The 13,557-nt window shown below is 54.9% G+C and carries 11 protein-coding genes; 5 read left to right on the plus strand and 6 right to left on the minus strand.

The features are described from left to right. Window positions 1-51: 51 nt before the first annotated feature. From RBB77_RS18235 to RBB77_RS18255, 5 genes are all read right to left on the minus strand, one after another. Entirely contained in the window at window positions 52-360 is a 309-nt protein-coding gene (locus RBB77_RS18235) for a zinc-binding dehydrogenase (protein ID WP_353063152.1), read from the minus strand. A gap of 56 nt (window positions 361-416) precedes the next feature. Next, entirely contained in the window at window positions 417-782 is a 366-nt protein-coding gene (locus tag RBB77_RS18240) for an alcohol dehydrogenase catalytic domain-containing protein (protein WP_353063153.1), read from the minus strand. Window positions 783-901: 119 nt separating this feature from the next. Continuing rightward, complete coding sequence (locus RBB77_RS18245; protein ID WP_353063154.1) at window positions 902-2,344, minus strand: efflux transporter outer membrane subunit; 1,443 nt, start codon at window positions 2,342-2,344, stop codon at window positions 902-904. Continuing rightward, window positions 2,337-5,513 (minus strand): efflux RND transporter permease subunit, encoded by a 3,177-nt coding sequence (locus RBB77_RS18250; RefSeq protein ID WP_353063155.1) that lies wholly within the window; start codon window positions 5,511-5,513, stop codon window positions 2,337-2,339. Before RBB77_RS18250 ends, RBB77_RS18245 begins: the two co-directional genes overlap by 8 nt. Window positions 5,514-5,527: 14 nt before the next feature. Continuing rightward, window positions 5,528-6,673 carry an efflux RND transporter periplasmic adaptor subunit gene (locus tag RBB77_RS18255; protein WP_434557121.1) on the minus strand — a complete coding sequence of 382 codons (1,146 nt, stop codon included), beginning with the start codon at window positions 6,671-6,673 and terminating at the stop codon, window positions 5,528-5,530. 298 nt (window positions 6,674-6,971) lie between these two features. Here RBB77_RS18255 and RBB77_RS18260 point away from each other — a divergent pair, with 298 nt between their 5' ends. The 5 genes from RBB77_RS18260 (at window position 6,972) to RBB77_RS18280 (ending at window position 12,166) form a co-directional block, all read left to right on the plus strand. After that, window positions 6,972-7,550, plus strand: coding sequence for a TetR/AcrR family transcriptional regulator (locus tag RBB77_RS18260; RefSeq protein WP_353063157.1), 579 nt, complete (start codon window positions 6,972-6,974; stop codon window positions 7,548-7,550). A gap of 463 nt (window positions 7,551-8,013) precedes the next feature. Further along, window positions 8,014-10,770, plus strand: coding sequence for a sigma 54-interacting transcriptional regulator (locus RBB77_RS18265; protein WP_353063158.1), 2,757 nt, complete (start codon window positions 8,014-8,016; stop codon window positions 10,768-10,770). 49 nt (window positions 10,771-10,819) lie between these two features. Further along, window positions 10,820-11,080: an STAS domain-containing protein gene (locus RBB77_RS18270; protein WP_353063159.1), complete on the plus strand. Its 261-nt coding sequence runs from the start codon at window positions 10,820-10,822 to the stop codon at window positions 11,078-11,080. 184 nt (window positions 11,081-11,264) lie between these two features. Further along, entirely contained in the window at window positions 11,265-11,885 is a 621-nt protein-coding gene (locus tag RBB77_RS18275) for an RNA polymerase sigma factor (RefSeq protein WP_353063160.1), read from the plus strand. 17 nt (window positions 11,886-11,902) lie between these two features. After that, window positions 11,903-12,166, plus strand: coding sequence for a hypothetical protein (locus RBB77_RS18280; RefSeq protein WP_434557122.1), 264 nt, complete (start codon window positions 11,903-11,905; stop codon window positions 12,164-12,166). A gap of 120 nt (window positions 12,167-12,286) precedes the next feature. Here the strand turns inward: RBB77_RS18280 and RBB77_RS18285 are convergent, their stop codons facing one another. After that, a complete protein-coding gene (locus RBB77_RS18285; protein ID WP_353063161.1) occupies window positions 12,287-13,294 on the minus strand; it encodes a zinc-dependent alcohol dehydrogenase family protein in 1,008 nt (335 codons plus the stop codon). Window positions 13,295-13,557: the final 263 nt, after the last annotated feature.

Genomic DNA, 13,557 nt, shown 5'->3' on the forward strand with positions numbered 1-13,557 from the left:
CGATCGCGGCCAGAATCGAAAATGTCGTAGAAGGACGATCCATGATGCCGATCAAGGCAATATGTCCTCCCCTCCGATGACATCGAGGACGTGGTCGACACCGCGTCCATGGGTGAGCTCGAGTACAACCTCATCCCATGTTGCGTTCGTACTCGTATCAATAACCTCTACCGCTCCCAATTGTTTCAGGCGCGCAATCTTGCCTGGGCTTCTGGAAGTTACGAACACGTGAGCGCCATGTGCCACCGCCAATTGCAGAGCAAATAGCGAGACACCGCCGCTTCCCTGAAGCAGAACCGTCTCTCCCGGCTTCAGATTGCCATGCTTGAACAACGCAACCCAAGCAGTAATTGCAGCCACCGGCAGCGTTGATGCTTCTTCCGGTTTCAGATAATCGGGATAGACAAGCGCCTTGTTCAGACAGCAAGACAATATTCGGCGAGCACGCCCGGGAGTGGGCCACCGAGGTTTTCGCGCATCGCCTCGGGCGAAGGCACTCCACGGAGCCACTTCGGCCTAAAGAGAGAAATTACCTGGTCGCCCACTTTGAGGCGAGATACTCCGGAACCGACTGCGACAACTTCGCCCGCCAGGTCCGATCCAGGCACCAGAGGGTACAACATGGGCACTGGATATTTATCTTCAATGACGAGCTTATCGCGATAGTTCAGTGATACGGCCTTGGTGCGAACCAGAACTTGGCCAGCCTGCGGCTGGGGCGTCGGACTCTCGATAAGGTGAAGGTTTTCGTTTCCGCTTTTCTTCAACTGCCAGCTCTTCATACAGTTCTCCGATGATTGAGTTATCGTTCGAATTGATCCTGATCGCAGGGCACTATTCGACTCTTTGCCCCAGAGAGGAAGGTTGTTTCATAGGTTGCGATAAAAAGATCGCGTATGGTTCAGGGTCTTCCGCCTCTCGCAGCCGGAGGAAGAGTTTGCGGCCATCCGCCAGCAAGCGATTTGTACAGTAGAACGGCAGAGAGGGCGCTGTTGGAATGGCTTTCCGCATAAGCATCTGCGGCCTGCAGTTCAACTCTCTGCGCGTCCAGCAGGTCCAGTAAGCCGGTCGCCCCATTCTTGAAACGAACACTGGCAAGATCGGCTGCACGTTTACTATCCTCGGCAGCGAGCTGGAGTTGAACGTCACGGTCCTGCGACCTTGCATAGCTCACAAGAGCGTTCTCAACGTCCTCGAGAGCCAAGAGAACCGATTGCTGATACTGGGCAAGTTGCGCATCGCCATCGGCTCGGCTTGCCGCGATTCGAGCGCGAACTCTTCCTCGGTCAAGAAAGGACCAATCGATGTTCAATTCCGCCAGGTTCACAGCACTGACTCCGTCAAATGGCGTATCCCCATGAATCTCGTTCAGTCCAATAAGGCCCGCGAAGTTGACACGTGGGAAAAGGTCCGCAGTGGCAATACCGATTTGTTCCGTCGCGGCATGCAGGCGTTCCTCCGACGCGCTTACGTCGGGGCGGCGGCGTACAAGATCAGCTGGTGTTCCGGGAGTGATACGCTCAGGTAGGGCGGGTAGTGGCCTTGCCACTTCAAGCTCAGAGACGAGAGTATTTGGGGAAAGCCCGCATAGCACGGCAAGGCGATGTTCATCGAGTGCGATCGCAGCGAGCAGTTCCGGAATGCGAGAGGTAGTTGTCTCGAGAAGAGCACGTGCTCTCGCCGTATCGAACTGTGTTCCTCTACCAGCCGAGTAAGTCGCGTCAACTAGCCTTACTGTCTCCTGCTGGTTCGCAACATTCTCCCGCGCTACCCGAAGAAGTTCCTGCCGTCCACGGAGGTCTATATAAGTACTTGCAACGTCGCCAACCACGGTAACCTGCATCGCAGCAAGATCACTTGCATCCGCAAGAGTCCGCTGGCGTTGTGCCTCTATGTTGTGACGAACGCGACCAAACAAATCGAGCTCCCAACTTGCATTGATCTCTGGGTCGAAAAAGCGACTATTCCGAGGATAGCCGAGCGCCTGGGCTGCACTGAGTTTTTGCCTACCCACGCTCGTGCTCATCGTTACCGTGGGATAACGATCGAACTTTGCTTCATGCAATAGGGCATTAGCGCTGTCGTAATGGGCAAGCGCGGCGCGCAGATCGTTATTCGCGGTAAGCGCGCGCTGCACAAGCGAGCTGAGTTCTGGGTCATGAAAACTATGCCAGAACTCCGGATCGTTCGCGTCCGCATGGGGACTGACGTCAACGGAAGCTGTATCGGGGGCGGTGAACTGCTGCGGAAGCGCAAGCGTTGGCTGTTTGTAACGGGGACCAACGGAACATGCGGTAAGCCCAAGAGAGAGCACCGTCGCCAGAATTGATTTGCGATTAAGCATTGCTCTCCTCCTTTTCCTCGTGAACCTCTTCCCATTCTTCGCGAAACTCTTTCTTCGTCCATGTACGCAGAGCAACATAGAACACCGGAGTCAGGAAGAGACCAAATAACGTCACACCGAGCATTCCAGAGAAGACTGTGATGCCAGTCGCGGCGCGAACTTCGCTGCCGGCGCCGTGCCCCAGAAGCAATGGAACCGAACCGGCGATAAAGGCAATCGAGGTCATCACGATAGGACGCAGGCGCATGCGACAGGCTTCGAGCGCAGCTTCAACGATGCTTTTGCCTTGCATCTCCAACTCTCGAGCGAACTCGACGATGAGGATCGCGTTCTTGCAAGCCAGGCCCATCAAAACCACCAAGCCCACCTGCACAAACACATTGTTGTCGCCACCTGTAAGCCACACGCCAAGGAGTGCCGCGCACATGCACACAGGCACAATCAAAATTACCGCCAGCGGTAGCGTCCAGCTCTCATAAAGAGCGGCAAGCACAAGGAAGGCCAGCATCACAGCAAGTGGAAATACGACAGCGGCTGCGTGGCTTTGTGTCACCTGCTGATAGCTCAAGTCTGTCCACTCGAGTACGATGCCACGGGGCAGCACCTTGTCGGCGATCTCCGTCAGTTTTGTAACAACCTGTCCAGATGAGAGCTTTTTGGGATCGGAATCGCCGATAAGATCGGCAGCCGGGTAACCGTTATAACGCATAACCGGATCAGGTCCATAGCTCGGCACTACCGTCACGATCGAGCCTATAGGAACCATTTCACCGCGCGCATTGCGCACACGCAGATTGCCGATGTCCTCGACTCGCTGGCGATGGGTACTATCGGCCTGTGCCATGACCCGGTAGACGCGTCCGAATACATTGAAGTCGTTGATATAGACCGAACCAAGATAGGTCTGCAGGGTGTCAAATAAATCGGATAACGCAACCCCCTGCGCCTTAGCCTTAACCCGATCCACCTTCACTTCGAGTTGTGGGATGTTGGCCTGGTAGGAACTGACGGGAAAGGTCATTCCCGGTGTTTGTGCGACGGCGCCCTGGAAGGCGCTCAATGCATTCTGCAGAGCACCATACCCGAGCCCTGCTCGATCTTCCAAATAAAGCGAATAACCCGAACCGTTGCCGAGACCTTGAATGGGTGGCGGCATCAACGCGTAGGAGTAGCCATCCTTGATGTTCGCAAACTTGGCGTTAAGTTCTGTGTTGATCTCCGCTGCACTCCGACGGCGCTCATCAAACGGCTTGAGGATAACGTAGGCAACTGTATTATTGGGTGTATTGATTTGCTGCAAGCCGTTAAAGCCTGAGAGGTCGACCACCATATCGACACCATCCACGCTGTGTGCCACGTCGATCAGTCTGCGTGACACCGCGCCGGTACGGGCATGCGAAGCGCCTTCAGGCAGCTTGGCCCCGGCGAAAAGATAGAGTTTGTCCTGGGTTGGAATGAATCCTCCCGGCACTTTGATGAACAACAGTGCGGTCGCGGCGAGCAGAACCGCATAGACCGCGAACACGACTCCTCGGTGACGTAGAGTGCGCCCCACCGTACCGTGATAGTTCTCCGAACTACGCTCAAAGAAGCGATTGAATGGATGAAACAGCCAGCCGAACGTGCGTTCGATGCCGCGCGCCAGCACATCTTTGGGCGCATCGTGCCCTTTGAGTAACTTTGCTGCGAGCGCTGGCGACAACGTCAACGAATTGATCGCAGATATCACGGTCGAGATCGCGATGGTTACCGCGAACTGTCTGTAGAACTGGCCGGTGACGCCGGAAAGGAAGGCCATAGGCACGAACACCGCGCAGAGCACGAGCGCGATCGCAACGATGGGACCTGATACCTCTTTCATCGCCTGGTGGGCAGCGTCCCGCGGACTTAAGCCCTCATGGATATTGCGCTCGACATTCTCGACCACAACAATGGCGTCGTCGACGACGATGCCGATCGCAAGTACCAGGCCGAACAAGGTCAGTGTGTTAATCGAGTAACCCAAGAGATATAGAAACGCGAATGTGCCCACCACCGAGACTGGCACCGCAACGAGCGGAATGATGGAGGCGCGCCAGGTCTGCAAGAACAGAATCACTACCAGCACCACCAACACTACGGCCTCGATCAATGTATGCTCAACCGCACGGATCGATTCGCGCACGAATACGGTTGGGTCCCAGTTTGGCTTGTAGACCATGCCGGCAGGGAACTCTGCAGACAACTTGTGCAACTGTGCATACACCGAAGTGGCAACCCCTAAAGCATTGGCTCCGGGGGTAAGAAATATCCCGATTGCCACACCCTTTTTGTTGTCGTGGTACATATCCATGGTGTAGTCGCTGGCGCCAAGTTCCACCCGTGCAACATCGGAGAGGTGTACGATTTGGCCGTCCGCACCATCTTTGAGCACGATGTCGCCAAACTCCTTTTCGCTGCGGAGGCGTCCTTGCACGTTGATCGGAATTAGAAGCTCGGTGGTCTTCGGCGAGGGCTCGGCGCCGAGCTGTCCTGCTGACACTTGCACGTTCTGCTCACGTACAGCGTTGACCACGTCGGCGGCGGTAAGACCGCGCGAGGCAAGTTGGTTCGGGTTGAGCCAGAGACGCATGGCATAATCGCCAGAACCTATCAACTGAACATCACCAATACCGGGTAGGCGCGACAACTCGTCCTTGATATGCAGGACCGCGTAGTTGCGCAGGTACAGTGAGTCGTAACGATTGTCGGGAGAATACAAGCTCACGTACATGAGCGGCGTGGGCGATTGTTTCTGCGTGGTTACGCCAAACTGGCGCACCTCATCAGGTAACCGAGACAGTGCCTCACTGACCCTGTTTTGCACACGTACGGCCGCAGTATCGGGATCGACCCCAGGCCGGAAGGTGACCACGACCTGAAGACTGCCATCGGAGCCGGCGACAGACTTCATGTACATAATGCCTTCCACACCGTTGATCGCCTCTTCAAGCGGCTCCGCCACCGACTCGGCGATCTCTTTCGGATTGGCGCCGGGATAGGTGGCACGGACGACCACGCTCGGAGGGACCACTTCGGGATATTCCCCGGATGGAAGGAGAGGAATGGCAATCAATCCGAGAGAAAAGATGATGATGGACAGGACGATTGCGAAGATCGGCCGGTCGATAAAGAATTTTGAGAAATCCATGATCTGCCTCTTCCTTATTTCTGCGCTTCTTGAGCGGGAGTGGGGGTAATGCTGGCAGTTACCGGTCCCATTGCGACTTCTGTGGGAGCGACAGGGGCGCCGGGGAAGTAGATTTGCTGCAATCCGCTGACGATCACTTTGTCTCCTGGAGAAAGACCGGTTCGAATCAGGCGCAGACCGTCCGCCATGCTTCCAGTTACGACATCTTTGCGCTGCGCCACATTACCTGGGCCGACCACGTACACATACTTCTGGTCCTGATCGGTAAGAATCGCTCTGTCATCCACCAGAAGCGCCTGTACGGCGCCGGAGCTTTCAAGCTGAACGCGCGCGTAGAGGCCAGGAGCGAGAAGGTGATCAGGATTGGGGAGCACGACGCGGGCGCGAATTGTTCCAGTCGATGGAGTGACCTGGTTGTCGAGAAAATCAACCCTGCCGACATGGGGAAAGCCGGTCTCATTCGCCAGAGCGACACGCACGGGGTTCGCCGAACTCACTCCGCTTCCGCGATGAACTCTCTCCTGAAAGCGCAAATAACTCTGCTCATCGCAATCGAAGTACACATAGACAGGATCTTGTGACACGACGGTGGTCAGCACCGTTTGATCGGCTTGTGCAAGATTTCCGCGCGTGAGCTGGGCTCGGCTGGTTCGTCCATCAACCGGTGATCGTACTTCCGTAAAGGACAGATTGAGCTCTGCCGTTGCAACGGCAGCTTCTGCTTCATGCACGCGAGCAATGCTCTGAGAGAGATCAGAGTCACGATTCTGATATTCTTCCTGCGAAATCGCGTTGGAAGCATTCAGTGTTTGCGCCCTTTTCGCCTGAATATTGGCGAATGCCGCCGCTGCCTTCTCTCGTTCCAGGCTTGCCTTTGCACTATCGAGAGCATCGCGGTAAGGCCGCGGATCAATGACGAAGAGCAGGTCACCGCGCTTTACGCTGTCTCCCTCTCGATAGGCAACGTTATCCACGTAGCCTGTTACCCTGGCCCGCACATCTACGGAATTGATGGATGCGATACGGCCGTTGAATTCGTCAGACAGATGAATTGGCTTGGGCACAACCGCCGCAAATTCTACTGCCGCCGGTGAAGATGGTTTCTTGTCTGCTGCTGACTTACATCCCGCAAGAGGGATTGCCAAAGTCGCCACGCACATGCAGACAAGCAGAAAATGCCTGGACAGAGTTCGACGTGCGAAGAAACCCGATTCGACCAGGCGACTTGCCGTGTCGGAGGCAATTCCCGAGGAAATGCCTGTCACGACCGTGGTTCCTTGCTGTTTTGCATTCAACTTGCTCATTGCCTGCCTCCTCTGGAGCATCAACCTTGGCGCTATACAAGTAGATACTTGTATGCAAGAAAAGATGCAAGTATTTACTTGGAAAATGTGAGAGTATCAAGACAGGTCAGTTTTTGCCCCAGATCGAAAGCGAAACGCTCGGGGAGAACGCCGTGTGACAAGTCTGCTCGATGCGGCGGGCCGCATCTTCGGAGAACTTGGGTACCACGCGGCAACCACGAACGCCATTGCTGCTGAAGCAAAGGTTGCCCCGGCTACGCTCTATCAGTTCTTTCCAAACAAGGAAGCCATCGCCGACGCGCTCGTGATCCACTACGCGACGGATCTGGCGAAAGAGGAGCGAGCTGCGGACGTGCAGGAACTTGCGTCAGCGCCTTTGGAAGAGGCCCTCCGGGAAGTCACCGGGGTCGTGATCGAGTTTCATCGGAAGCATCCTGCATTTGCGACTCTGCACGCAGAGGCTCCCCTTTCGAAGGACGCTGCCGAACAAAAACGCCTCCTCTCTCAAACTTTCATCGACCACCTCTCCGAGGTGCTGCGTGCGAAAAGCCCCAAACTCGACAAGCAGGACGCTTGCTGGAGCGCCAAAATTGTCCTGACCGCCTTGATAGGTTTCCTGCCTGCTTTGGAAGGCCGCAATACATCGGTTCGGTCACGAACAATCGACGCCTTGAATCAAATGCTGGTGCGCTACCTGGAGCCTGTGCTCAGGGCGCGCCTCCGTCCCGAGTAGCAGAATCTCGCAACACTTTGGGCCCGGAGAACGCTTCTCTAAGAACTGAAGTTCATGTCCTTTCTCTCGATTCTTCGGCATCATGTACTCTCTGTTTGCGTGGACCACCTCGTACTAATGCAACTCGATGGCCATTCTCAATTCCATGAGGAGATTGGACTTAGATTTGACGCCAATCCTAAATTTTGGGGAATTCCTGTTTGGTTAGAGAAACGCGATAACTGTGGTCGCAGGAAGCAATAGAGATCGGGCGGGTACGGGAAGACGCGGAGGGTTGCAAGTGCGTCACATTCGAATTTCGGGGTTGGGTTAGATCGACGAGCGACTCCCCCGTGTGCCGTCGAACTCTGCAAGTTCGTTGTCTTTCAATCACATGGGGTGGTTGGACTATTATCCCATTTCGGGTGCGTCGCGGTTTGTGATTGTGCGATACTTCTGGGGATCGTGGCTAGGCGGCTTTATCATGGCGGACGCCCGAACGTCGACATCCCGACCGGGCCAGACGCCCAAATCGCCCACTCCCGTGGAAACACTGTCCAGTGAGGCGGTGCTCGATGCACTGAGGATGATCTTCCTCGATGCGTCCCTGGACGAAGTTCTGACGAGTATCATCCGCCTGATCGAAGCACACAGTAACGGAATATTGTGCTCGATTTTCCTTCTCTCGGAGGATGGTGTGCACCTGAAATGTGCCGCCGCCCCAAGCCTGCCCGAGGCATACCGCGATGCGATCGATCGATTGGACATCGGTCCTACTGTCGCGTCGTGCGGCACGACCGATTACCTTAGACAGCCGGTCTTCGTTTCTGACATCGCTTCTGACCCAAAGTGGGCCAACTTAAAGGGCCTTGCTCTACCGAATGGCGTGCATGCCGCCTGGTCGAGCCCCATCATGTCGCACAGCGGCAAAGTCCTGGGGAGATTTAACATGCATTATGGCGAAGTTCGGCATCCGGGGCATAGCGCAATCCAGTTGATCGATTGCGCGAGCCGCGTTGCCGGAATCGCTATCGAGTCCAAACGAACACACGTTGCTCTTCAAAACGCCCTCGTCGAAATCAAGAGCAGCGAAAACGGACTTCAAATGGCAATCGATACGATTCCAGCCCTAGCCTGGTCCGCTCGCCTGGACGGCTCGGCGGAATTCTTCAACCAGCATTACCTCCATTATGTGGGTCTCCCCGCGGAACAGGTGACAAATTGGGGTTGGACTGTTGCGGTTCATCCGGACGACCTTAACAGCCTGGCTGGGTCGTGGCAATCCATTATGGCTTCTGGTAAGCAAGGCGAGAGCGAAGCGCGCCTGCGCCGCTTCGACGGCGAATATCGATGGTTCTTGCTTCGTGCTAACCCGTTACGCGATGAATTCGGAAACGTCGTCAAGTGGTTCGGGATAAACACTGACATCGAGGACCGGAAACGCGCAGAAGAAACCCTGCGGCGGAGCGAACATGATCTGCTTGAGGCACAGAGGATAAGCCACACAGGTAGTTGGAGATACCAAGTTAGATCGCGGAGAGTCACAGTCTCTCCGGAAATCTTTCGAATATTCGATGTCAAGCCGGATGAGGACATCTCGGCTCCTGATTTTTGGCTAAGCAAGAGTCATCCCGAGGACAAGGAGCGCATTCAAGAGTTCGTTGAAAGATGCGAAACCGAGAAAAAAGATTATGAGGCGGACTACCGCATTGTTCTTTCCGATGGAGCGATCAAGCATCTCCATGCTGTAGGCCATCCAATCTTGAACGAGTTGGGCGACGTCGTGGAGCTTATCGGGACTACTGTCGATATCACCGAGCACAAGGAGGCGGAAGAGAAACTCCGACAAAGCGAACGGGAAGCGCGACAACTCCTCGACCTCGCTCCGATACACTTCTCCGAAATTGGGCCTGATGGAATTCCTCTCTATAACAACCAGGCCGCGCTCGCATATCACGGGATTACCCTTGAGGAGTGGAAGAGTACTAGTCATCGGTGGTGGTCGGTCCCGTCGGAGCAGAATATGCGGGTTCACCGACAGGACGCGGAACGCTTTTTGAGCGAAGTCCCAAACAAATTCTTGGCTGGATCCCCGTTCGAACTCGAAGTTCGGCTAAGAAGAAAGGACGGACAGTATCGCTGGTTTCATTTTCGTATTAATCCAATGCGGAATGAACAAGGGCGCATCACACGGTGGTATTCCGTGGGAACCGATATTGATGATCGTAAAAAAGCCGAGGAGAGGACACGCAACGAAAACCTGGCGTTGCGGGAGCAGATCGATCGTGACTCGATGTTTGAGGACATCGTCGGTTCGTCTGAAACCCTGGGTAAGGTGCTCGGCCAGGTGACCAAGCTGGCAGCTTGCGATTCCACGGTTCTAATCTTAGGCGAAACCGGCACGGGAAAGGAGTTGATTGCGCGCGCTATCCACAAGCGATCCAACCGGGCGAAACGAGCATTTATTGGTGTGAATTGCGCGGCAATCCCACCATCATTGGTTGCTTCAGAGCTCTTCGGTTTCGAGGAGGGCGCCTTCACAGGTGCGACACAAAGGCACGTGGGGCGTTTTGAGTCGGCGAATGGTGGGACGATTTTCCTGGATGAAGTCGGCGACCTACCACAAGAAGTCCAAATCGCACTATTGCGGGTGCTGCAAGAGCGTGAAATCGAACGCGTCGGCAACAACAAGCCAACTCCGGTTGACGTGAGAGTGCTGAGCGCCACCCACCGCGATTTAGACGCGCTCGTGGCCAAAGGCAAGTTTCGCCAAGATCTTCTGTACAGGCTGAATGTCGTGCCTATTGAGATGCCTTCGTTGCGTGAACGTGTGGCTGACATTCCCTTGCTTGTCGAGTACTTCATTGATCGCTTTGGGAAAAAAATGGGAAAGAAGTTCAGAACAATCGATAAACAAACCCTTACATTGCTTCAAGCTTACGGCTGGCCGGGCAACGTTCGGGAGCTACAAAATGTAATTGAGCGAGCCATTATCCTGAGCGACAGTGATACTTTTTCTGTGGATGAGACATGGTTCAAACGCGAACCCACAAGCCGCGTTGCCGGTCCCACAGTCGCACTGGGGGACGCCCTTCTTAGCCAGGAAAAGGAAATGATTGAAGGCGCGCTCGCAGAAAGCCGCGGCCCTGCTAATCCACCCGCATTTTCCTCAACAGACGGCAATTCCTCAAAATTCAGGACCAGCGGCAACTCGAAGTCGCATTCTTTCAGCGAATCGTGAACGGCCCATTGGTTGCATTGGCATCTGTGGGCTTGGCTTACAGAGATCCATGACGCTAAGAATTGAACGGCTTTCTGGTAGACGCAGAACGCAAATCCGGCTGAGCGGTGAGCTTCGGGCTGAGCAACTCGATCAGTTGAAGGATGAGATCGAGCGTGCCGGACCACGAGTAGCTTTGGATTTGGAAGAGGTGCATCTCGTGGATATCGAAGCCGTTCGTTTTCTGAACGCCTGCGTGGCGCACGGCCTCGCGGTGCTGCACGGTTCGCCTTATATCAAGGAGTGGATGTTCCGGGAACGAGGGTCCTAAAGGACGCACCCATTAGGGGGCGGCCTCTTCTGGGAAGGTCATAGTCGAATTGCTTGGGGACGGCGAGATTGTGTCCGCGTCAGCATTTGTGAGTCAAGTTTAGTGGCACTGACATTGAATGTGTGGATCAAGCTACGCCCAAGAAACGCTTTCATTGCTGTTACCTCGGAGGATGGACGACTCAATGAACCTACCAATCTCCACAAATAGCGGCGCTTTCCTGAGCCACACTCTAAAACAGATGAGCGACGAATGGCTGGTCTTGGCGGCAAAAGACGGTGACGTCAATGCCTTCGTTGAACTCAGAGACCGTCACTCCCCTAGAATTTTGTCGACCGCATATCGAATTACCAGAAACTGGGAAGATGCGGAGGATGCTCTCCAAGATACCTTTCTCAAAGTTTTTGTCCATCTCAATAGGTTCGAAGGTAGATCCAGTTTTTCGACGTGGGTCACCAAAATCGTGATTAACACGTCGCTCATGATTTTGAGGAAAAAGCGCGCAAACAAGGAGCTTTCGATCGACGCTAGTGGCGATGACTTCATATCTGATGACAGGCGGGAACTGCCGGACTGCCGGGAAACTCCTGAGCGCGGCTATGTGCGACACGAAAGATCGGAACTGCTCAGGAAAGCAATTCGTCGGCTGCCTCCGGTTCTCCGAGGTGCTCTAGAGCTTCAACAGGCGCAGGAATACTCCATACAGGAGATAGGTAATTCTCTCGGAATTTCGTCGGCCGCCGCCAAATCGAGACTCCTGCGTGCGAAGGTTCGTTTGCAAACCCTGCTACAGAATAAAACCTGAATCCTGCATTTGCGACTCTGCACGCAGAGGCTCCCCTTTCGAAGGACGCTGCAAAACAAAAGCGCCTCCTCTCTCAAGCTTTCATCGACCACCTCTCCGAGGTGCTGCGTGCGAGAAACTCCAAACTCGACAAGCAGGACGCTTGCTGGAGCGCCAAAATTGTCCTGACCGCCTTGATAGGCTTCCTGCCAGCCTTGGCAGGAAGCAAGACATCTGCCCGATCGCGGACAATCGACGCCTTGAATCAAATGTTGGTGCGCCACTTGGAGCCTGTGCTCTAGCCGCCTAACGCTAGGGACCGGTTCTTCACGCTGGCCGAGATGAGCGCTTAATTTGAGCAAATTCTGTCTACGCGATCTGGAAAATCGGCCATTCGCAATGCGAATGGCCGGGTGATCCGCTCAATTGATTTCCACGACAACCTTGCCAAATGGACCGCGATCGAGGTGATCGAGGGCATCGGGCAATGCGTCGAAAGTGTATCTGGCATCGATGATCGGTTGAATTCGATGCTTTTCCGCGAATGCCAGCGATTCTTCCATGTCGGCTCGCGAGCCATGGCTCACACCCTGAAGTCGCAGATTCTTGACCATCACATTCGGAATCGAAATCGTCGTAGAAGGACGATCCATGATCCCGATTAGGGCAATATGTCCTCTCCACGCTGCCGCCTCGATGGACCGGGGTACAGCGTCTCCTCCGATGACATCAAGGATATGGTCGGCGCCCCGTCCGTCGGTGAGGCGAAGTACGACCTCATCCCATGCCGGGTTCACACTCGCATCAATAACCTCTGCGGCGCCCAATTGTTTCAGGCGCGCAACCTTGCCTGGGCTTGTGGAAGTCACCAGCACACGAGCGCCATGCGCCGCCGCCAGTTGCAGAGCGAACAGCGAGACGCCGCCGCTTCCCTGAAGCAGGACGGTTTCTCCCGGCTTCAGGTTGCCGAGCGTGAACAACGCAACCCATGCGGTAACCAAAGCCACCGGTAGCGTTGACGCTTCTGCCGGCGTCAGATAATCGGGATAGGCGAGCGCACCTTGTTCAGAGAGCAAGACATATTCGGTGAGTACGCCTGGAAGTGGACCACCAAGGTTTTCGCGCAGATCCTCGTGCGAAGGCACTCCACGGAGCCACTTCGGCCTGAAGTGCGAAATCACCTGGTCTCCCGCCTTAAAGCGAGAAACCCCAGAACCGACTGCGACCACTTCGCCCGCCAAGTCCGATCCAGGCACCAGAGGGTACGAGATGGGTAGCGGATATCTGTCTTCAATAACGAGTTTGTCGCGATAGTTCAGCGATACTGCCTTGGTACGAACTAGAATTTCGCCGGGCCCCGGTTGGGGTGTAGCACCCTCGACAAGGTGAAGGTTTTCTCTTCCGCTTTTTTTCAACTGCCAGCTCTTCATGTATTTCTCCTATGATTTATGTCTCTGTTCGATTCGTACGGTTCCCGACGAAATGCCCGTCACGACCGCGGTTCCTTGCTGTTTTGCATTCAACTTGCTCATTGCCTGCCTCCTCGCCTGTCTCCTCTGGAGCATCGACCCCTGCGACATATAAGTAGATACTTGCAATCGAGAAAGGATGCAAGTATTTAGTTGGAAAATGTGAGAACATCAATACATGTCAGTTTTTGTCCCAGATCGGAAGCGAAACGTTCGGGGAGAAC

Origin of the sequence: Tunturibacter psychrotolerans, from assembly GCF_040359615.1 — a bacterium.
Classification (GTDB): Bacteria; Acidobacteriota; Terriglobia; order Terriglobales; family Acidobacteriaceae; genus Edaphobacter; species Edaphobacter psychrotolerans.

Coding starts and splice junctions, on each gene's coding strand:
- RBB77_RS18240 (WP_353063153.1), bottom strand. CDS start 782: ATGAAGAGCTGGCAGTTGAAGAAAAGCGGAAACGAAAACCTTCACCTT.
- RBB77_RS18245 (WP_353063154.1), bottom strand. CDS start 2,344: ATGCTTAATCGCAAATCAATTCTGGCGACGGTGCTCTCTCTTGGGCTT.
- RBB77_RS18250 (WP_353063155.1), bottom strand. CDS start 5,513: ATGGATTTCTCAAAATTCTTTATCGACCGGCCGATCTTCGCAATCGTC.
- RBB77_RS18255 (WP_434557121.1), bottom strand. CDS start 6,673: ATGTGCGTGGCGACTTTGGCAATCCCTCTTGCGGGATGTAAGTCAGCA.
- RBB77_RS18265 (WP_353063158.1), top strand. CDS start 8,014: ATGGCGGACGCCCGAACGTCGACATCCCGACCGGGCCAGACGCCCAAA.
- RBB77_RS18270 (WP_353063159.1), top strand. CDS start 10,820: ATGACGCTAAGAATTGAACGGCTTTCTGGTAGACGCAGAACGCAAATC.
- RBB77_RS18275 (WP_353063160.1), top strand. CDS start 11,265: ATGAACCTACCAATCTCCACAAATAGCGGCGCTTTCCTGAGCCACACT.
- RBB77_RS18285 (WP_353063161.1), bottom strand. CDS start 13,294: ATGAAGAGCTGGCAGTTGAAAAAAAGCGGAAGAGAAAACCTTCACCTT.